The sequence below is a fragment of the Aeromicrobium jepli genome, from assembly GCF_047246605.1.
Classification (GTDB): domain Bacteria; phylum Actinomycetota; class Actinomycetes; order Propionibacteriales; family Nocardioidaceae; genus Aeromicrobium.
Map to the genome: position 1 here is coordinate 436,589 of NZ_JBFOKO010000002.1, position 19,782 is coordinate 456,370.

Genomic DNA, 19,782 nt, shown 5'->3' on the forward strand with positions numbered 1-19,782 from the left:
GTGGCGGGGCGGCCGGTAGCCTGCCGGCGTGGCGAAGAAGAAGGGACCCGAGGGCACGCCCGCACTGGTCGCCCTCCACCGGGCCGGCGTGGCCGTGACGGCACACGCGTACGAGCACGACCCCCGCGCGCAGTCGTACGGCCAGGAGGCCGCCGACGTGCTGGGCCTGGACCCGGCACGGGTGTTCAAGACGCTCATGATCGACCTCGACGGCGAGCTGGCCGTCGCGGTGGTGCCCGTCTCGGGCAGCCTCGACCTCAAGCGGGCCGCGGCCGCCCTCGGGGCGAAGAAGGCGCAGATGGCCGACGCCGCGGCGGCGCAGCGCGCCACGGGCTACGTGCTGGGCGGGATCAGCCCGTTCGGGCAGAAGCGCGCGCACCGCACCGTCGTGGACGAGAGCGCCCTGGGGCACGAGACCGTGTTCGTCTCGGGCGGCCGGCGCGGCCTGGACCTGGAGGTCGCACCCGCCGACCTGGTGGCTCAGACCGGCGCGGTCACGGCGTCGATCGGTCGCTGACCTCGGCGGGCTCGGGCTCGTCGTCCTCGTCGACGCCGTCGGTGCTGAGGTACATCGACAGCGTGTAGGCCAGCACCGCCGCGAGCGGCCACAGCAGGAACGGCGCGAGGGCGTCGACGGCGAACTGCGACGGCACCGTCTGCAGCACCTCGACGTCCTTGGCCTCGGCAGGCGGGTTGGGACCCAGCATCACGCCGACGCGCCAGCACAGCAGCGCGGCGGCGCTCGCCGCGGCCGTGAGGCCCACGACGTGCTGCCAGCGGCCGGGCCGCGTGAGCCGGTGGGTCAGGACGCCCGCGACCACGCCCAGCACGATCCCGATGAGCGCGAACACCGCCACCACCTGGAACTGCCCGCCGGCCGCCGACTCGGTCAGGACGAGCCCGCGCTCGGTCGCCAGCCACTCGGACGGCTCGCCCAGCCACAGCCACACGAGCCCCGCCGGCACGCCGCTGGCGGCGACCCCCAGCAGGACCGTCGCGATTCGCGTCATGCCAGGCACCCCGGCCCGAGCAGCTCCTTGAGGTCCGCGAACAGCGCCGACGTCGTGGACACGCGCAGGCCCTGGTCGAGGCGCATCGTGGTGGTCTTGCCCGGGCCCGACAGGCGCAGGTGCACCTCGGTGACGCCCGGGTGCGAGCCCAGCACCTGCTTGAAGGCATTGATCGTGTCGAGGGTGCAGCGCGACGTGGAGATGCTCACGACGAGCGGCTGGTCGGTGCGCCCCTCCCCCATCGCCGGGCGGGTGACCTCGTTGGCCGACAGGTCCATCCCGTCGTCGTTGCGGCGCACGCGCACCTTGACCACGACGAGCGAGTCCTGCGTGAGCACGCCGGCCGCGAGGTTGTACGCGGCCGGGAAGACCGCGATGTCGACCGAGCCCTCGAGGTCCTCGAGGGTGATCGTGGCCCACGTGTCGCCCTTCTTGCTCATCCGGCGCTGGACGTTCGTCACCAGGCCGCACAGGCGCAGCACGTCGCCGTCGGGCCGGTCCCCGTCGAGGAGCGCGCCGATCGAGGAGTCCGAGTTCGCCGCCAGCACGTGCTCGAGCCCGCCGAGCGGGTGGTCGGACACGTAGAGACCGAGCATGTCGCGCTCGAAGGCGAGCTTCTGGGTCTTCTCCCACTCCGCGATCTGCGGCACGGTGACGGCGAGGCCGTCGAACTCCTCCTCGAAGGCGCCGAACAGCGAGTCCTGGCCGATCGCGGCGTTGCGCTTGATGTCGATGTACTGGTCGACCGCCTCCTCGGCGATCGACGCGAGCGCCCGCCGGCCGTGGCCGAGCGAGTCGAAGGCGCCCGCCTTGATGAGCGAGTCCAGGACGCGCTTGTTGCACACCTGCGTCGGGACCTTGTCGAGGAAGTCGGCGAAGTCGGTGAACGCGCCCTGCTCCTCGCGCGCCTCGATGATCCCGCCGACGACGTTGGCGCCGACGTTGCGCACCGCGGTGAGGCCGAAGCGGATGTCCGGCCCGACCGAGGCGAAGTTCGCCACCGAGTCGTTGACGTCCGGCGGCAGCACCTTGATGCCGAGGCGGCGGCACTCGGCCAGGTACAGCGCCGACTTGTCCTTGTCGTCCTTGACGCTGGTCAGCAGCGCGGCCATGTACTCCGCGGGGAACCGGGCCTTGAGGTACGCGGTCCAGTAGCTGATGACGCCGTACGCGGCCGAGTGCGCCTTGTTGAAGGCGTAGTCGGCGAACGGGACGAGGATGTCCCACAGGGTCTTGATCGCGGCCTTGGAGTAGCCGCGCGAGATCATGCCGGCCTCGAAGCCCTCGAACTCCTTCTCCAGGACCTCGCGCTTCTTCTTGCCCATGGCGCGGCGCAGGTTGTCGGCCTGTCCGAGCGAGTATCCCGCGAGCACCTGGGCGATCTCCATGACCTGCTCCTGGTACACGATCAGGCCGTAGGTGGTGCCCAGGATCGGCTTGAGCGCCTCGGTGAGCTCGGGATGGATGTAGTCGATCTCCTGGCGGCCGTTCTTGCGCTTGGCGTAGTTCGTGTGGCTGTCGGCGCCCATCGGACCGGGACGGTAGAGCGCGATGACGGCGCTGATGTCCTCGAAGTTGTCCGGCTGCATCATCTTGAGCAGCTGGCGGATGGGCGGCGAGTCCAGCTGGAACACGCCGAGCGTGTCGCCGCGGCACAGCAGCGCGTACGCCTCGGGGTCGTCGAACGGCAGGTCCTCGAGCACGAGGTCGATGCCGCGGTTGGCCTTGATGTTGGCGACGGCGTCATCCAGGACCGTGAGGTTGCGCAGGCCCAGGAAGTCCATCTTGACCAGGCCGAGCGACTCGCACATCGGGTAGTCGAACTGCGTGATGATCGCGCCGTCGGCCTCGCGCTTCATGATCGGCACGATGTCCAGCAGCGGCGCGCTGCTCATGATGACGCCGGCGGCGTGCACGCCCCAGTTGCGGATCTGGCCCTCGAGGCCGAGCGCGATGTCGTACACCTGGCGGACGTCGTGGTCCTGGCTGTGCAGGTCGCGGAAGTCCTTGCCGTCGTTGTAGCGCGGGTGCTTCTCGTCGAAGATGTCGCCGAGCTTGACGCCCTTGCCCATGACGTCGGCGGGCATCGCCTTGGTGATCTTGTCGCCCATCGCGAACGGGTAGTCCAGGATGCGACTGGCGTCCTTGACCGCGGCCTTGGACTTGAGCCGGCCGAACGTGGCGATCTGGGCGACCTTGTCGGCGCCGTACTTGCGCGTGACGTACTGGATGACCTCGCCGCGCCGGCGCTCGTCGAAGTCGATGTCGAAGTCGGGCATCGAGGGGCGCTCAGGATTGAGGAAGCGCTCGAAGATCAGGCCGTTCTTCAACGGGCACAGGTCGGTGATGCGCAGCGCGTACGCGGCGATCGAGCCGGCGCCGGAGCCACGCCCCGGCCCGACGCGGATGCCGTTGTCCTTGGACCAGTTGATGAAGTCGGCGACCACGAGGTAGTACCCGCAGTAGCCCTTCTGCGCGATGACCTCGAGCTCCATCTCGGTGCGGGCGCGCACGTCGTCGCCGAAGTCCTTGCCGTAGCGCGCCTCGATGCCGCGCCAGACCTCCTGGCGGAACCAGGACTCCTCGGTCTCGCCGTCGGGCACGTCGGCGCGCGCCATGTAGCCGCCGGTGGACTCGGTGAAGCTGACGTCGCAGCGCTCGGCGATCAGGAGGGTGTTGTCGCACGCCTCCTTCATGCCGTGCTTGTCCTCCCACAGCGAGCGCATCTCGGCGGCGGACTTGATGTAGTAGCCGCCACCGTCGAAGCGCAGGCGCTTCTCGTCGTTGATGCGCTTGCCCGAGGCGACGCAGATGAGCGCGTCGTGCGCGGCGGCGTCCTCGGGGTGCGTGTAGTGCGAGTCGTTCGTCGCGACCGGCGGGATGCCCAGCTCGCGGCCCAGGCGCAGCAGGTCCTCGCGGACGCGGCGCTCGATCGCGATGTCGTGGTCCATCAGCTCGAGGAAGAAGTTCTCCTTGCCGAAGATCTCCTGCAGCTCGGCGGCCTCGCGGCGGGCCTCCTCGTACTGGCCCAGGCGCAGGCGCGTCTGCACGGCGCCCGACGGGCAGCCGGTGGTGGCGATGAGCCCGTTCGCGTACGTCTCGAGCAGCTCGCGGTCGGCGCGCGGCTTGTAGTAGTAGCCCTCGAGGCTGGACAGCGACGAGAGCCGGAAGAGGTTGTGCATGCCCTCGGTGGTGGACGCCCACATCGTCATGTGGGTGTAGGCGCCGCCGCCGGCGACGTCGTCGCCGCCCTCCTCCTCGGCGTTGCCGCGACCCCAGCGGACGCGCTTCTTCTCGCTGCGGTGGGTGCCGGGCGTCAGGTACGCCTCGAGGCCGATGATCGGCTTCACACCGTGCTTCTGCGCGGTCTTCCAGAAGTCGAACGCGCCGTGCACGTTGCCGTGATCGGTCATCGCGATCGCGGGCATCTCCTGGGCGGCGGTGCGCTCGAACAGGCCGCCCAGCAACGAGTGTCCGTCGAGCATCGAGTACTCCGTGTGGACGTGCAGGTGCACGAAGCTCGAGTCACTCGCCATGGTCGCTGTCGGCCTCCGCTGCCAAGTCGGTCCCGGGTGTGGGGACAGGTGTGCACGACCGTCGGAGGATGCCCGCGGTCGAGGTGGTGGGGAAGGACTCCAGCGTACGTGAGCGCTCCGACGGAATCGGTAGGCACGCCCGCACCGGAGCCCCTCCCCCGCGCGCTACTTGGTGCTGGCCCGCTGGTACGCCCGCACAGAGAGCGGGACGAAGATCGCGACGATCAGTACGACCCACACGAGGGTGTAGAGCGCAGGGTTCTGAAGGCTCCACGCCTCGGGTTCAGGAGCTCGATCCGGAACATTGCCGAACAACTCCCGAACAGCCTGGGTGACTGCAGAGACCGGATTCCATTCGACGAACGGCTTGAGGAAGCTCGGAAAGTCCCGAAGAGGGACGAACGCGTTCGAGACGAACGTCAGGGGCATGATCACGATGAACGAGGCGTTGTTGATCACGTCGACACTCGGCACGATGAGCCCGACCCACGCCATCACCCAGCTGATCGCGTACGCGAACAGCAGCAGCAGGCCGAACGCGGCCAGCATCTTGGGGATGCCCTCGTGCGCGCGCCAGCCGACGAACAGGCCCGTGATCGCCATGATGACGAGCGACAGGACGTTGTAGACGACGTCGGAGCCGGTGCGGCCGATCAGCACGGCCGAGCGCGCCATGGGCAGCGACCGGAAGCGGTCGATGAAGCCCTTCTGCATGTCCTCGGCCATCGCCGCGCCCGAGAAGGTCGCGCCGAACACGACCGTCTGGGCGAAGATGCCGCCGATCAGGAACTCCTTGTAGTCCAGTCCGGGTCCCGCGTCGATCGCACCGCCGAAGACGTAGGCGAACAGCAGCACGAACATGATCGGCGAGAGCAGGACGAACACCATGATCTCGGGGACGCGCTTGATCTTGATCAGATTGCGCTTGGTGCACACCCAGCCGTCGGTGAGCGTGCGGCCCAGTCCGTGACGGGTCGTGGTCGTGGTGCTCATCGGGAGACCTCCTCGGTCGTGTCGTCCTCGGCCTCGCGGCCGGTCAGGGTCAGGAACACGTCGTCGAGGGTGGGGCGGCGCAGGCCGATGTCGAGGACGTCGATCCCCTCTCCCGTGATGTGCTCCAGGACCCGCATGAGGTCGTCGGCGCCCGTGCCGCTCACGCCCGCGGTGACCGTGCGCTCGCGGACCGTCACCTCGCCCAGGGCCACCTCGGACAGGAAGCCCTCGACCTTGGCCACGTGCGCCGGGTCGTCGACGACGACCTCGATCCGCTCGCCGCCGACCTGCGACTTGAGCTGGTCGGCGGTGCCCTCGGCGATCGCGCGACCGCGGTCGATCACGATGATGTTGTCCGCCAGCAGGTCCGCCTCCTCGAGGTACTGCGTGGTCAGCAGGACCGTGGCGCCCGAGGCGACGAGGTCGGAGATGACGTCCCACATCTGCTGGCGGCTGCGCGGGTCGAGACCCGTGGTGGGCTCGTCGAGCACGATGACGGGCGGCTGCGCCACGAGCGCCCCGGCGAGGTCGAGCCGCCGCCGCATGCCGCCGGAGTACGTCTTGGACGGCCGGTCCGCCGCGTCGGACAGGCCGAAGCGCTCGAGCAGCTCGCGCGCGCGGGCGCCCGCGTCCTTGGCGCGCATGCCGTACAGCCGGCCCACCATCTCGAGGTTCTCGTAGCCGGTGAGGTACTCGTCGACCGCCGCGTACTGCCCGGACAGGCCGATGCGGCGACGCACCCCGTCCGGATCGGCCCGGACGTCGACGCCGGCGACGGTGGCCGTGCCCTCGTCCGGGGCCAGCAGGGTCGTCAGGATGCGGACCGCGGTGGTCTTGCCCGCACCGTTGGGGCCGAGCAGCCCCAGGACCGTGCCCTCGGGCACGGTGAGGTCGAGGCCGGCGAGGGCCTCCACGTCGCCATAGCGCTTGACCAGTCCGGTCGCGCGGATCATGTCGGTCATGCCTTCGATCATGGAGGACGCCTCGGACAGAAAACAGGCCTTCGCGTGCAGACGGCCGAGCAGTGGCCGGAACGGCCCGCCACGACCCGCCCTGACGCGCTGGGGACGCCGCCGCCGGATGAAGGCCCGGTGGCCGTACGCTGTCCGCAGCGTGAAGCGCGGCCCGATGCCGCCGCGCCCTTGTTTCCCTGCCACCGGAGGCCCGATGACCGACCGTCCCACCCCGCCGCTCGACGCGTCCGACGCCGAGCGCGAGGCGTACTGGAACGAGTTCTACGCCAGCACCCGGGCCCGCCGCCGCCCGCTGCCGTCGCAGTTCGCGACGTTCGTCGCGGGCGAGCTCGAGGGACCCGCGCGCATCGTCGAGTTCGGCTGCGGCGCCGGGCGCGACTCGATCTTCTTCGCCTCGCACGGCCACGACGTCACGGGCGTGGACGGCTCCAAGGCCGCCGTCGAGTCCTGCGCCGACCTGGCGGCCGCGCTGGGCGAGCAGGCCGAGTTCGTCGCCTCCTCGATCGACGACCCCGAGCTGGCCTCGCGGCTGCGCGTCGAACCGGGCAACACGCTGCTCTACGCACGCTTCTTCGTGCACGCCATCACCGACGAGGAGGAGACGGCGTTCCTGCGCCTGGCGGCGTCGCTGACCTCCCCCGGCGACCGGCTCGCGGTCGAGTACCGCACCGTCCGCGACGCGAGCGGCGCCAAGGTCACCGGCACGCACTTCCGGCGCTTCGTCGAGCCCACGGCCTTCAACGCCAACGCCGTGCTGCAGGGCTTCGAGGTCGCGTACGCCGTCGAGGGGTTCGGCTTCGCCAAGTACCGCCAGGACGACGCGTACGTCGCGCGCGCCGTGCTCGTGAAGCGCTGACGTGACCGAGCTGGCCGACCGCATCGCGGGTCTCGTGCGCGAGTCGCGCGACCGCTTCCCCGAGCTCGACCTGCTGCGTCCCGGCGGCGAGCTCCGGCTCGACCTCGGCGGACGGGCCGTCGAGCGGGTGCGCGTCGAGCTGACCCCGCTCGTCGTGCTGCAGCTGCAGTCCCTCGGGCTCGAGACCGTCGAGGGGCTCGCTCCCCGGGAGCTCGCCGCGATCGCCACGGTCACCGCGAGCAGCTGGGGCGCCCCCGGCGAGGAGGCGTTCGACGCCGCGCGGCTGTTCGACGCGGACCACCCCGCCGGTGTCGCGTTCCGCTCGTCGTACGAGGAAGCGCCGTGGCTCGAGGTCGCCCTCGCCCGGCCCGTCGAGCTGGCCGCCCTGCGGCTGCGCTCGGTCGCGTCGCGCGCGGCCTCCGCGCACCGGGACCTGCGGATCAGCGTCGCGGGGCCGGGCGAGGACCTCGTCCCGGTGCACGACGCCGCCGAGCGGGCTGAGCAGCTGGCGGCGTTCCTGGCCGAGCACGCCGATCCCGACGAGCCCGAGCTCACGGCGGCGCTCGAGCCGCTCGGCCTGGCGCTCACGGGTCGCTACCCACAGGCGCGTCGCGCGCTCACCGACGCGCGGCACGTCCTGACGCCCGACCTGGCGCGCACCTTCCGCGCCGTGGCGAACGAGGGCTTCCTGCTGGAGCGCTCCCTGGAGTGGACCACCCACGGCCCGCTGCGGTCCTTCCGCTTCTGGTCCCACGACGAGAAGGTGGCCTACGTCCGCTTCGCCGTCGAGATCGCCGACGCCCTCGCCGACCTGACCCCGAACGTCGCCTTCGGCTTCGGCGCGGCCCTCGCGGCGGTCCGCGACCACGACCTGATCCCCCACGACGACGACCTCGACCTCATCATCGCCTTCGAGCCGCACGAGGCGACGAGCCTGCCCGCGGCGCACGCGCGGCTCGAGGAGTTCCTGCGCGAGCGCGGCTTCACCGTGAGCGGGGACTTCTTCAGCCACCGCCACGTCGGCCGTGCCGGCTCGAAGAAGGTCGACGTGTTCTGCGGGCTCTTCGAGGGCGACCGCGTCTCCTGGTACCCCGGCGTCCGCCGCGGGCTGTCCCGGGACACGATGTTCCCCACGACCCGCGCCGAGCTGCTGGGCGTCGAGGTGCCGCTGCCGGCGCGGCCCGAGGAGTACCTCGCGACGATCTACGGCACCGGCTGGAACAGCAGCGACCCGGGCTTCAAGCACTCGTGGAAGAAGCGCGACTGGCTGGACCTGGGCGTCCCGGCCGCGGACGACGAGCCCGCCGCTCCCGCGCGCCGCAGCTGGCTGGACCGGCTGCGGCGCCGCTGAGCGTCAGTCCTGGCGGTACGAGCTGAGGAAGTTGCCCATCCGCTGGATCGCCTCGGCCAGGTCACGCGACCACGGCAGCGTCACGATGCGCAGGTGGTCCGGGTCCGGCCAGTTGAAGCCGGTGCCCTGGGTGAGCAGGATCTTCTCGCTCATCAGCAGGTCCAGGACGAACTGCTGGTCGTCCTTGATGGGGTGCACCTCGGGGTCGAGTCGCGGGAACGCGTAGAGCGCGCCGCGCGGCGGGACCACGCTGACGCCGGGGATCTTGCGCAGCTCGTTGACCGCGGTGTCGCGCTGCTCGAGCAGGCGGCCGCCGGGCAGGATGAGCTCCTTGATCGACTGGTAGCCGCCGAGCGCCACCTGGATCGCGTTCTGGGCCGGCACGTTGGGGCACAGCCGCATCGACGCGAGCAGCGTGATGCCCTCGAGGTAGTCCTGGGCGCGCTCCAGCGGGCCGGTCACGACGACCCAGCCGGCGCGGTACCCGCACACCCGGTACGCCTTGGACAGGCCGTTGAACGTCAGCGTCAGCACGTCGGGCGCGACGCTGGCCAGCGGGACGTGCACGGCGTCGTCGTAGAGGATCTTGTCGTAGATCTCGTCCGCCATGAGGACCAGGCCGTGCTTGCGCGCGAGGTCGGCGATGGCCGTGAGCGTCTCGCGGCTGTAGACCGCACCCGTGGGGTTGTTCGGGTTGATGACGACGATGGCCTTGGTGCGCTCGGTGATCTTCGACTCGAGGTCCGCCAGGTCGGGGTTCCAGTCGTTGTCCTCGTCGCACAGGTAGTGCACGGGGCGCCCGCCGGCGAGGTTCGTGACCGCCGTCCACAGCGGGTAGTCCGGCGCGGGGATCAGCACCTCGTCGCCGTTGTTCAGCAGCGCCTGCAGCGCGATCTGGATCAGCTCGCTGACGCCGTTGCCGAGCCAGACGTCGTCGATGTCGAGCGCCGGGAAGCCGTCCTGCAGCTGGTAGTGGTGCACGACGGCGCGGCGCGCGGACTGGATGCCGCGGCTGTCGGAGTAGCCCTGCGCCGTGGGCAGGCCGGCGATGACGTCCTGCAGGATCTCGGCCGGCGCGTCGAACCCGAAGGGCTGCGGGTTGCCGATGTTGAGCTTGAGGATCCGGTGCCCCTCCGCCTCGAGCTGGGCGGCTCGCGCGCTGACGGGGCCGCGGATGTCGTACAGCACATCCCTCAACTTGTCCGACTGGCGCATGACGGGGCTCATGACCTCATTGTGCCGGACGGGCCGCGAGCCCCGCGCCGGTGTGGTCCGAACGCGCCCCACTGAACGAGGTTTGCTGTCACTTCACGTGGTTCGCGAACCTCGTTCAGTGACGGTTTCCCCGCTTAACCGGGGAAACCGTCACCGGTCAGTCGAGCTCGCGGATGAGGTCGAGTGCGCGCTGGAGGTCGGCCGGGTAGGGGCTCTCGAACTCGACCCACTCCCCCGAGGCCGGGTGCTCGAAGCCGAGCCGCACGGCGTGCAGCCACTGCCGGTCGAGGCCGACGCGCTTGGCCAGCACCGGGTCGGAGCCGTACAGCGGGTCGCCGACGCACGGGTGCTTGATCGCGCTCATGTGCACGCGGATCTGGTGCGTGCGGCCGGTCTCGAGCTTGATCGTCAGCAGCGAGGCGTAGCGGTGCGCCTCGAGCGTGTCGTAGTGCGTGATGCTGGCGCGGCCGTCGGCGCGCACCGTGAACTTGAAGTCGTGCTTCGGGTGCCGCGCGATCGGCGCGTCGATCGTGCCGGTGTGCGGATCGGGGTGGCCCTGCACGAGCGCGTGGTAGGTCTTCTCGACCGTGCGGTCGCGGAACGCCTGCTTGAGCACGGTGTAGGCGCGCTCGGACTTCGCCACGACCATGAGGCCGCTCGTGCCGACGTCGAGCCGCTGCACGATGCCCTGGCGCTCGGGGGCGCCGCTCGTGGAGATGCGCACGCCGACGCCCGCGAGGTGGCCCGAGACGGTGGGCCCGTCCCAGCCGACGCCGGGGTGCGCCGCGACGCCGACCGGCTTGTCGACCACGACGATGTCGTCGTCCTCGTGCACGATCGACATGCCCTCGACCTCGGTGGGCACGACGACCGCGCGCCGCGGCGCCGGGATCGTCGCCTCGAGCAGCGCGCCGGCCTCGACGCGGTCGGACTTGATCGGCGCGACGCCGTCGAGCAGCACGAGCCCGTCGGCGACGAGCTCGCCGGCGCGGGTGCGCGAGACGCCGAAGACGCGGGCCAGCGCCACGTCGACGCGCTCGCCCTCGAGCCCCTCCGGGACGTAGACGCTGCGGACCTCGGTCTCGTCGGTCATGCGTCCTCCTCGCGGGTGCCGTCGAAGCGGTGTCCCCGCCACGAGCGCCAGATGATGACGACGGCGGCGATCGTCAGGGCGATGTCGGCGACGTTGCCGACGAAGAACCCGGCGTAGTCGATGAAGTCGACCACGTGGCCGCGCAGGAACGACGGCTCGCGGAACAGCCGGTCGATCAGGTTGCCGACGGCGCCGCCCAGGAACAGGCCCAGCCCGACGGCCCACCACGGGTCGCGCAGGCGGCGGGCGATGACGACGAGGGTCACGACGACCGCGATCGCGATGAGCGACAGCACGATCGTGTACCCGGCGGCGGTGCCGAGGGCGGCACCGGGATTGAGGACGAAGCGCAGGCTGAGCAGGTCGCCCACGAGCGTGATCGGCTCACGACCGTCGAGCTTCGCCACGGCCCACCACTTGGTGAGCTGGTCGAGCACGACCGTCAGGGCCGCCACGCAGGCGAACAGGCCGACCCGGCGCGGACGCAGGGTCGTGTTCGCCGGCTCGGCGGAGGGGGTCACGATGGTCAGCGACGCTCCTCGCGGCGCTTGCAGTCCATGCACAGCGTCGCGCGGGGGAAGGCCATGAGGCGCAGCTTGCCGATCGGCTGGCCGCACTGCTCGCACACGCCGTACGTGCCGTCCTCGAGGCGCTCGAGCGCCTTCTCGGTCTGCAGCAGCAGCTCGCGCTGGTTCGCGGCCAGCGACAGCTCGGCGTCACGCTCGAGGCTGTTGGAGCCCACGTCGGCCTGGTCCTGGCCCGCCCCGTCGACACCGCCGGCCAGGATGTCCTGCAGGTCCTTGGCGGTGCTGTCGAGCTCCTCGCGCAGGCGCGTGAGGTCCTCGGTGAGCTCGTCCTGCACGGCTTGGGTCTCTTCGGCGGTCCAGGGGCTCTCGTCCTCGCGGACGGCCAACTCGGTCTTGGGCATGCGGGGACAGTAGACCGACCACGGACCCGGTGCAAGTCGCGCCCCCGTAGAATCGGCCGGGTGAGTCAGGACGCCCCGAACGCCCCCGTCGCCGCCGCTGCCGAGCCCCTCGGATACCGGCCGGTTCCCGCGCATGTCGACCTCCCGGCGATGGAGCGCGAGATCCTCGACCTGTGGGCCGAGCAGGGCACCTTCGCGGCCAGCCTCCAGACCCCGGAGGACGCCCCCCGCTGGACGTTCTACGAGGGCCCGCCGACCGCCAACGGCACCCCCGGCACGCACCACGTCGAGGCGCGCGTCTTCAAGGACATCTTCCCGCGGTTCAAGACCATGCAGGGCTACCACGTCGACCGCAAGGCCGGCTGGGACTGCCACGGCCTGCCCGTCGAGATCGCGGTCGAGAAGGAGCTGGGCTTCAACGGCAAGCCCGACATCGAGGCGTACGGCATCGCCGAGTTCAACGCCAGGTGCCGCGAGTCGGTGCTGCGCAACGTCGACCTCTTCGAGGAGATGACCGAGCGCATGGCGTACTGGACGGACATGTCCAGCCCGTACCGCACGATGGACGCCTCCTACGTCGAGAGCGTCTGGTGGGCGCTGTCGCAGATCCACGGCAAGGGCCTGCTCGTCGAGGACTACCGCGTCGCGCCGTACTGCCCGCGCTGCGGCACCACGCTGTCGGACCACGAGCTCGCACAGGGCTACGAGACGGTCGTCGACCCGTCCGTGTACGTCCGCTTCCCGCTGACCTCCGGACCGTGGGAGGGCACCGACCTGCTGGTGTGGACCACGACGCCGTGGACGCTCGTCTCCAACACGGCCGTCGCGGTGCACCCCGACGTCACCTACGTCGTCGCCACGAAGGACGACCGCCGCGTCGTCGTGGCCGAGCCGCTCGTCGGCTCCGCGCTCGGCGAGGGCTGGGAGGTCGCCGAGACGATCACGGGCCGCGACATGGAGCGCTGGACCTACCGCCGCCCCTTCGACCTGGTCGAGATCCCGGACGCGCACTTCGTCGTGCTGGGCGAGTACGTCACCACCGACGACGGCACGGGCCTGGTCCACCAGTCCCCCGCGTTCGGCGCCGACGACATGGCGGTGTGCAAGGCCTACGGCCTGCCCGTCGTCAACCCGATCACCACCGACGGCCACTTCGGCGACGACGTCGACCTCGTCGGCGGGAAGTTCTTCAAGGAGGCCGACGCGACGCTCGTCGCCGACCTCGAGGACCGCGGCCTGCTGTTCCGCGGCCTGGACTACGAGCACAGCTACCCGCACTGCTGGCGCTGCCACACGCCGCTCATGTACTTCGCCCTGCCGGCCTGGTACATCCGCACCACCGAGCGCAAGGACGAGCTGCTCGCCCAGAACGAGCAGACCAACTGGTACCCCGGCACGATCAAGCACGGCCGCTACGGCGACTGGCTCGAGAACAACATCGACTGGTCCCTGTCGCGCAACCGGTTCTGGGGCACCCCCCTGCCGATCTGGCGCAACGACGCCGACCCGAGCAAGGTCGTGTGCGTCGAGTCGCTCGCGCACCTGTCCGAGCTGACCGGCACCGACCAGTCCGGACTCGACCCGCACCGTCCGTACATCGACGACGTGACCTTCACGATCGACGGCGAGCCCGGCACCTACCGCCGCGTGCCCGAGGTCATCGATGCCTGGTTCGACTCCGGCTCGATGCCCTTCGCGCAGTGGGGCTACCCCCACGTCGAGGGCTCCCGGGAGAAGTTCGAGCAGGCCTACCCCGCGCAGTACATCTGCGAGGCGATCGACCAGACCCGCGGCTGGTTCTACTCGCTCATGGCCGTCGGCACGCTCGTGTTCGACCGCTCCAGCTACGAGAACGTCGTGTGCCTGGGCCACATCCTGGCCGAGGACGGCCGCAAGATGAGCAAGCACCTGGGCAACATCCTGCTGCCCATGCCGCTCATGGACGAGCACGGCGCCGACGCGCTGCGCTGGTTCATGGCGTGCTCCGGCTCGCCGTGGTCCGCGCGCCGCATCGGCCACAACGCGCTGACCGAGATCGTCCGCAAGGTCCTGCTGACCTACTGGAACACGGCCGCCTTCCACGTGCTCTACGCGCGGGCCGAGGGCTGGAGCCCGGCCACGGGCGAGGTCCCGCCCGCCGCCGAGCGCTCGGTCCTCGACCGCTGGCTGCTGTCGCAGACCCAGCTGCTCGTGCGCGACGTCACCACGGCGCTGGAGGACTTCGACACGCAGCGTGCCGGCACCGTGCTGGCGACGTTCGTCGACGACCTGTCCAACTGGTACGTCCGCCGCTCGCGCAAGCGCTTCTGGCGTGGCGACGCGGCCGCGCTCGCGACGCTGCACGAGGTCCTCGACGTCGTCACCCGACTGCTGGCGCCGCTCGTGCCGTTCGTGACCGAGCGGGTCTGGCAGGACGTCATCGTCCCCGTCACCCCCGACGCCGCGCCGTCGGTGCACCTGGCCTCGTGGCCCCAGGTCGACGAGTCGCTCGTGGTGGACGGCCTCGCCGAGAGCGTCGACCTGGCCCGCCGGGTCACCGAGCTCGGCCGCGCCGCGCGCGCCGAGGCCAAGGTCCGCACGCGCCAGCCGCTGCGCCGTGCCCTGATCGGCTCGGCCCACTACGACCAGCTCGGCGAGGACCTGCGCGCCCAGGTGTGCGAGGAGCTCAACATCGCCTCGCTTGGCTCGCTCGGCGACGCCGGCAGCGACCTCGTGGAGTTCTCCGCGAAGGCCAACTTCCGCCACCTCGGCAAGCGTCACGGCAAGCAGACCCCCGTCGTCGCGCAGGCCATCGCCGCCGCCGACGCCGGCCGGCTGGCCGCCGCGCTCGAGGCCGACGGCTCGGCCACCGTGACGGGCGAGGACGGCCAGTCCTGGACCGTCGAGCCCGACGACGTCATCGTGACCGAGCGTCCCCGCGAGGGCTGGTCGGTCGTCAACGAGCAGGGCGAGACGGTCGCGCTGGACCTGGCGATCGACGACGAGCTGCGCCGCGCCGGCCTGGCCCGCGAGGCGGTCCGCGTGATCCAGGAGGCCCGCAAGGCCGCCGGCCTGGAGATCACGGACCGCATCGCGCTGACGTGGTCCGCCGACGGCGAGACGGCCGAGGCGCTGCGCGAGCACGCCGCGTCGATCGCCGACGAGGTGCTGGCCACCTCGTTCGCCGAGGGCACGGGCGGCGACGTCGCCGACGCCGACCTCGGTCTCTCGCTGAGCCTGACGCGCGCCTGAGGGAGCGAGCCGCGTCGAGTGATCTCGATACGTGGCTCGTTCCTCGCCAGCCACTCAATCCCCGGTGAGCGCGCCGGTGATCGAGTGCCGGCGCGCAGCGTGCCGGTGTACCGGATCACCCGGGCCGACCGCAGACATGACAGCGCCCGATCCCCTCAGGGGATCGGGCGCTGTGTCGTCTGACTCAGAACGCGAGTGGCCTCACGACGCGTCGGAACCGCTGTCCAGTGCGGTGCCCTTCTGCGGGGCGACCGGGGCGCTGCCCTCGAGCTGGGCGAGCTGGTCCTGGAAGTAGGCCTTCAGGCGGGCGCGGTACTCACGCTCGTACGCACGGAGGTGGTCGATCTCGCTCTGCAGCTCCTGGCGCTCGCGCTCGAGCGTGGAGATCGTCTCCTTGCGGCGCTGCTCGGTCTCGAGGTCGAGCTGCTCGGCACGCTTGCGCGACTCGTACTGCAGCGTGTCGGCGTTGCGGCGGGCCTCGGCGGAGAGCTGCTCGGCCTCGACGCGGGCCTCGGCGATGATGGCGTCGGCCTCGCCCTTGGCGGCGTCCATGAGCTGGTCCGCGTTGGCCGAGGCGATCTCGAGCAGGCGGGCCGCGGCCGTGGAGGCCTCGGCGGTCGAGGTGACGCGCAGCTCCTGCGGCTGCGGCGGCTCGGGGGCCCTGACGGGCTCGGGGGCGGCGACGGGCTCGGGCTTGGGAGCCTCGGCGACCGGGGCCGGCGCGGGCTGGGCCTTGGAGGCCTCCTCCAGCGCGGACTCGAGCTCGGCGACCTTGGCCTTCAGCTCGGCGTTCTCGTTGACGAGACGCTCGAACTCGACCTCGACCTCGTCGAGGAACTGCTCCACCTCGCCCATGTCGTAGCCGTCGCGCAAGCGTACGGCGGTGAACTGCTTGTCGCGAATGTCCTGGGGCGTGAGCGCCATCTGGTCACCTCTGCGTTTGAGTCGGTTACGGGTCGTGCAAGCTTGTGGGGCCTCGTCAACGGTACCGCTTCATCTTATGCGCCCGCCAAGCGGCTCGGGATTGAACCTCAGCCCGAGACTAAAAGATGGTCAGCACAAGTGATTGTGCAATGAACAACATCAGCAACAGCACCATCGCCGAGAGGTCCAGCATGACGCCACCCAGGCGGATGGGCGGGATGACCTTGCGCAGGACCCGCAGCGGCGGATCCGTGACGCTGAAGATGACCTCGCAGAGCACCGCGATGGCGCCCCGCGGCTGCCACTGGCGCGCGAGCAGCTGCACCCAGTCGACGACGAACCTGGCGATGACCAGGATGATCGCGATCTCGATCAGGGTGGAAAGAACGGTGCCGATCGGCGACACGGGACCTCAGCTCTGGTTGTAGAAGCCGCCGGCCGCGAGCGTCGCGCGGTCCTCGTCGGACACCTGGACGCCCTCGGGCGACAGCAGGAACACCTTCGCCGTGATGCGGTTGATCGTGCCGTGGACCGCGAACACCAGGCCCGCGGCGAAGTCGACGAGGCGCTTGGCGTCGTCGTCCCCGATGTCGGACAGGTTCATGATGACCGGGACGCCGGCGCGGAAGGACTCGCCGATCGTGCGGGCGTCGTTGTACGTGCGCGGCGTGACGGTCTCGATGCGCGCCATCTCCGCGGCGGTCATGCCGGGCTCACGACGGTCCTCGAGCGCCGTGACCGGGCGGGCGGCCGGCTGCGCGGGCGCAGGCGTCCGCGCCGGGGCGGCGGTACGCGCCGGGGTCGGCGCCTCGTACTCCGCGGCCTCGTCGTACTCGGCCTGCTCGACGAGTCCGAGGTACTCGCCCATCCTCCGCATTGCGCCAGCCATGCTCACTCCCGATCTTCGGTCTTGACGGTGTCGACATTACTGCAGTACAGGGCGCTGCCCGAGCACCGAGCGACCCACCCGCAGGTGTGTCGCGCCATGCTGGATCGCGTCCTCGAAATCCTCGCTCATGCCCGCCGAGATGATGGTCGCGCCGGGCACCTCCCGCACGAGCGCGGCACTGATCTCGCGCAGGTGCGCGAAGCTCGGCGCGGGGTCCTGGCCGAGCGGGGCGACGGTCATGACGCCGCCCAGCTCGAGGTGGGGGCACTCCGCCGTGACCAGCTCGGCCAGCGACATCACCTCGTGCGGCGGCACGCCGGCGCGGCCGGGGTCGGTGGTGTCGAAGTCGACCTGGATGAGGCAGCGCAGCGTGCGTCCCGCCGCCTCGGCGCCCCGGTCGAGCGACCGGGCCAGCTTCGGCCGGTCGAGGCTGTGCACGACGTCGGCGTAGCGGGCGACTGCGCCGGCCTTGTTGGTCTGCAGGCCGCCGACGAAGTGCCAGCGCACGTGCGCGCCGAGCTGCTCGGCCTGGGCGCGCTTGTCCCCGGCTTCGGGGTGGCGGTTCTCGCCCACGTCGGTCACGCCGAGCTCGGCGAGCAGCGCGACGTCCGAGGCGGGCCTGGTCTTGGTCACGACGACGAGGGTGAGCTCGTCGCGGGAGCGTCCGGCGCGCTCGCACGCGCGGTCGATGCGTTCGCGGACGGCCGCGAGGTTCTGCGCCAGCTCGTCACGCCGGTCCATCGGCACTCCCCTCCCCCAGCACCACGGCGGCCCCGAACCGGCCGGCGGCGTCGCCCTGGCGGCGGTGGGACCAGAAGGTCTCGTCCTCGATCGTGCAGCCGCCGAGGTCGTGGACCACGACGCCCGCCCGCTCGAGCTGGGCGACGACGCCCGCGCCGATGTCGAGGCCGGGCGTGCCCTGCCGCGTGGTGGTGCGCGCGGCCGGCTCGACCGCCGCGACCTCGTCGGCCATCTGCTGGGGCACCTCGTAGCAGCCACCGCACGCGCGCGGGCCGATCCAGGCCTCGAGCGCGCCCGCACCCCGGGCGCGGAGGTCCTCGACGGCCGACGTCACGACGCCCTGCGCCATCCCGACGCGGCCCGCGTGGACCACGGCGGCCAGCGGCCGGTCCGGCGAGACGAGGACGACGGGCGTGCAGTCGGCGACGCGGACGACGGCCGCGACGCCGGGACGGTCGACGACGAGCGCGTCCGCCTCGGGCGTGGGGCCGTCGGGGTCGGCGAGGGCGACCGTGGCCCCGTGGACCTGGCGCATCAGCGCCGGGCGGGCGCCGAGCGCCTGCGCCACGGCGACGACGCCGGCCGCGGGTCCGCCGTCACCGGCGGGACCGCGGCCCAGGTCGGTCCGTGCGTCCGTGAACCCGAACCGCGCCGCGCCGAGCTCGCCGGCGAACCAGAACGGCGTGGACGAGTCGGTCACGGTCAGCGCAGGAAGTCGGGGATGTCGAGGCCGTCGCCGAACTCCTGGCCGGCGGGCTGCGCCACCGGGACCGGCTCGGGCACGACGCGCTGCTCGGTGGCCGACGGCCGCTCGGGCGCCCGCTCGGCCGGCTTGGCCGGGGCCGACTGCTCGCTCGACGCGCCGCCCTGCGTGGTGTCGCGGCGCAGCGCCGGCTGGGCCGTGTTGCGCTGCTTGGGCTCGCCGCCGTCGAAGCCGGCCGCGATCACGGTGATGCGGACCTCGTCGCCGAGCGAGTCGTCGATCACGGTGCCGAAGATGATCTTGGCGTCCTCGTGGACGGCCTCCTGCACCAGCTCGGCGGCCTCGTTGATCTCGAACAGGCCAAGGTCGGAGCCGCCGGCGATCGACAGCAGGACGCCGCGGGCGCCCTCGATCGAGGCCTCGAGCAGCGGGCTGCTGACGGCCAGCTCGGCGGCGGTGGCCGCGCGGTGCTCGCCGCGCGCCGAGCCGATGCCCATGAGGGCCGAGCCGGCGTCGCTCATGATCGACTTCACGTCGGCGAAGTCGACGTTGATCAGGCCGGGCGTGGTGATGAGCTCGGAGATGCCCGAGACGCCCTGGTAGAGCACCTGGTCGGCCTGGCGGAAGGCGTCGAGCAGGCTGATGTTCTGGTCGCTGATCGAGAGCAGTCGGTCGTTCGGGATGACGATGAGGGTGTCGACCTCCTCGCGCAGGCGCTGCACGCCGACGTCGGCCTGCGCCGCGCGGTTGCGGCCCTCGAACTTGAACGGCCGCGTCACGACGCCGATGGTCAGGGCGCCCAGCGAGCGCGCGATGCGCGCCACGACGGGGGCGCCGCCGGTGCCGGTGCCGCCGCCCTCGCCCGCGGTGACGAAGACCATGTCGGCGCCCTTGAGGGCCGCCTCGATCTCCTCCGCGTGGTCCTCGGCGGCCTTCTTGCCGATCTCGGGATCGGCGCCGGCGCCCAAGCCGCGCGTGGAGTCGCGGCCCACGTCGAGCTTGACGTCGGCATCGGTCATCAGCAACGCCTGCGCGTCAGTGTTGATCGCGATGAACTCGACGCCCTTGAGACCCGCCTCGATCATGCGGTTGACGGCGTTGACACCACCACCGCCGATACCGACGACCTTGATCACCGCAAGGTAGTTCTGGACCGCCATGTCGTCTTCCCCTTCAACCTTAACCTTCAAGTGGAGGCTTATAGTTATGTCAACCTCGCCGTCATGACGACACTAGGTCGATGTGGCTGGTGTTCCTCGATGACACGCCGCGCGTCCGGCGTGTTGTTCGACAAGTTCTGCATCACGTCGCGCCCGGCCGGCGACTTCTGGAACGGGA

18 protein-coding genes are annotated in these 19,782 nt (G+C 71.1%); 4 read left to right on the forward strand and 14 right to left on the reverse strand.

All coding sequences use genetic code 11. The features are described from left to right. The first annotated feature begins 28 nt into the window (after positions 1-28). Positions 29-517 (forward strand): Cys-tRNA(Pro) deacylase, encoded by a 489-nt coding sequence (gene ybaK / locus AB3M81_RS05765; RefSeq protein WP_412902948.1) that lies wholly within the window; start codon positions 29-31, stop codon positions 515-517. Here ybaK and AB3M81_RS05770 read toward each other — a convergent pair. From AB3M81_RS05770 to AB3M81_RS05785, 4 genes are all read right to left on the reverse strand, one after another. Further along, positions 495-1,010, reverse strand: a complete 516-nt coding sequence (locus AB3M81_RS05770; protein ID WP_412902949.1) for a hypothetical protein — start codon at positions 1,008-1,010, stop codon at positions 495-497. The two genes, ybaK and AB3M81_RS05770, sit on opposite strands and share 23 nt — an antisense overlap. Then, positions 1,007-4,546, reverse strand: a complete 3,540-nt coding sequence (gene dnaE / locus AB3M81_RS05775) for a DNA polymerase III subunit alpha (RefSeq protein ID WP_412902950.1) — start codon at positions 4,544-4,546, stop codon at positions 1,007-1,009. The genes AB3M81_RS05770 and dnaE overlap by 4 nt, the downstream gene beginning before the upstream one ends. Positions 4,547-4,711: 165 nt before the next feature. Further along, positions 4,712-5,539 carry an ABC transporter permease gene (locus tag AB3M81_RS05780; protein WP_412902951.1) on the reverse strand — a complete coding sequence of 276 codons (828 nt, stop codon included), beginning with the start codon at positions 5,537-5,539 and terminating at the stop codon, positions 4,712-4,714. Beyond that, the gene (locus tag AB3M81_RS05785; protein WP_412902952.1) at positions 5,536-6,501 is read right to left on the reverse strand and encodes an ATP-binding cassette domain-containing protein; all 966 of its coding nucleotides are present in this window, start codon (positions 6,499-6,501) and stop codon (positions 5,536-5,538) included. Before AB3M81_RS05785 ends, AB3M81_RS05780 begins: the two co-directional genes overlap by 4 nt. Positions 6,502-6,706: 205 nt before the next feature. Here AB3M81_RS05785 and AB3M81_RS05790 point away from each other — a divergent pair, with 205 nt between their 5' ends. Further along, positions 6,707-7,369 (forward strand): class I SAM-dependent methyltransferase, encoded by a 663-nt coding sequence (locus AB3M81_RS05790; RefSeq protein ID WP_412902953.1) that lies wholly within the window; start codon positions 6,707-6,709, stop codon positions 7,367-7,369. 1 nt (position 7,370) lies between these two features. Further along, positions 7,371-8,720 carry a LicD family protein gene (locus tag AB3M81_RS05795; RefSeq protein WP_412902954.1) on the forward strand — a complete coding sequence of 450 codons (1,350 nt, stop codon included), beginning with the start codon at positions 7,371-7,373 and terminating at the stop codon, positions 8,718-8,720. Between the two features lie 3 nt (positions 8,721-8,723). Here the strand turns inward: AB3M81_RS05795 and AB3M81_RS05800 are convergent, their stop codons facing one another. From AB3M81_RS05800 to AB3M81_RS05815, 4 genes are all read right to left on the reverse strand, one after another. Continuing rightward, positions 8,724-9,947: a pyridoxal phosphate-dependent aminotransferase gene (locus AB3M81_RS05800; protein WP_412902955.1), complete on the reverse strand. Its 1,224-nt coding sequence runs from the start codon at positions 9,945-9,947 to the stop codon at positions 8,724-8,726. A 145-nt stretch (positions 9,948-10,092) separates the two neighbouring features. Continuing rightward, on the reverse strand, positions 10,093-11,028 hold the full coding sequence (locus AB3M81_RS05805) for an RluA family pseudouridine synthase (protein ID WP_412902956.1): 936 nt from the start codon (positions 11,026-11,028) through the stop codon (positions 10,093-10,095). Next, positions 11,025-11,549 (reverse strand): signal peptidase II, encoded by a 525-nt coding sequence (lspA, locus tag AB3M81_RS05810; RefSeq protein ID WP_412902957.1) that lies wholly within the window; start codon positions 11,547-11,549, stop codon positions 11,025-11,027. The genes AB3M81_RS05805 and lspA overlap by 4 nt, the downstream gene beginning before the upstream one ends. Positions 11,550-11,554: 5 nt before the next feature. Further along, positions 11,555-11,956: a TraR/DksA family transcriptional regulator gene (locus AB3M81_RS05815; protein ID WP_412902958.1), complete on the reverse strand. Its 402-nt coding sequence runs from the start codon at positions 11,954-11,956 to the stop codon at positions 11,555-11,557. 60 nt (positions 11,957-12,016) lie between these two features. On the opposite strand from AB3M81_RS05815, the gene ileS reads away from it, so the two are divergent. Beyond that, on the forward strand, positions 12,017-15,187 hold the full coding sequence (gene ileS / locus AB3M81_RS05820) for an isoleucine--tRNA ligase (RefSeq protein WP_412902959.1): 3,171 nt from the start codon (positions 12,017-12,019) through the stop codon (positions 15,185-15,187). A 201-nt stretch (positions 15,188-15,388) separates the two neighbouring features. On the opposite strand, the gene AB3M81_RS05825 is transcribed toward ileS, so the two are convergent. From AB3M81_RS05825 to ftsZ, 6 genes are all read right to left on the reverse strand, one after another. Continuing rightward, positions 15,389-16,111: a DivIVA domain-containing protein gene (locus tag AB3M81_RS05825; protein WP_412902960.1), complete on the reverse strand. Its 723-nt coding sequence runs from the start codon at positions 16,109-16,111 to the stop codon at positions 15,389-15,391. A 118-nt stretch (positions 16,112-16,229) separates the two neighbouring features. Beyond that, positions 16,230-16,517: a YggT family protein gene (locus AB3M81_RS05830; RefSeq protein WP_412902961.1), complete on the reverse strand. Its 288-nt coding sequence runs from the start codon at positions 16,515-16,517 to the stop codon at positions 16,230-16,232. 6 nt (positions 16,518-16,523) lie between these two features. After that, complete coding sequence (locus AB3M81_RS05835; RefSeq protein ID WP_412902962.1) at positions 16,524-17,000, reverse strand: cell division protein SepF; 477 nt, start codon at positions 16,998-17,000, stop codon at positions 16,524-16,526. Positions 17,001-17,036: 36 nt separating this feature from the next. After that, positions 17,037-17,741: a YggS family pyridoxal phosphate-dependent enzyme gene (locus AB3M81_RS05840; protein ID WP_412902963.1), complete on the reverse strand. Its 705-nt coding sequence runs from the start codon at positions 17,739-17,741 to the stop codon at positions 17,037-17,039. Then, a complete protein-coding gene (locus AB3M81_RS05845) occupies positions 17,728-18,441 on the reverse strand; it encodes a purine nucleoside phosphorylase YfiH/LACC1 family protein (RefSeq protein WP_412902964.1) in 714 nt (237 codons plus the stop codon). Before AB3M81_RS05845 ends, AB3M81_RS05840 begins: the two co-directional genes overlap by 14 nt. 2 nt (positions 18,442-18,443) lie before the next feature. Further along, complete coding sequence (gene ftsZ / locus AB3M81_RS05850) at positions 18,444-19,604, reverse strand: cell division protein FtsZ (protein ID WP_412902965.1); 1,161 nt, start codon at positions 19,602-19,604, stop codon at positions 18,444-18,446. Positions 19,605-19,782: the final 178 nt, after the last annotated feature.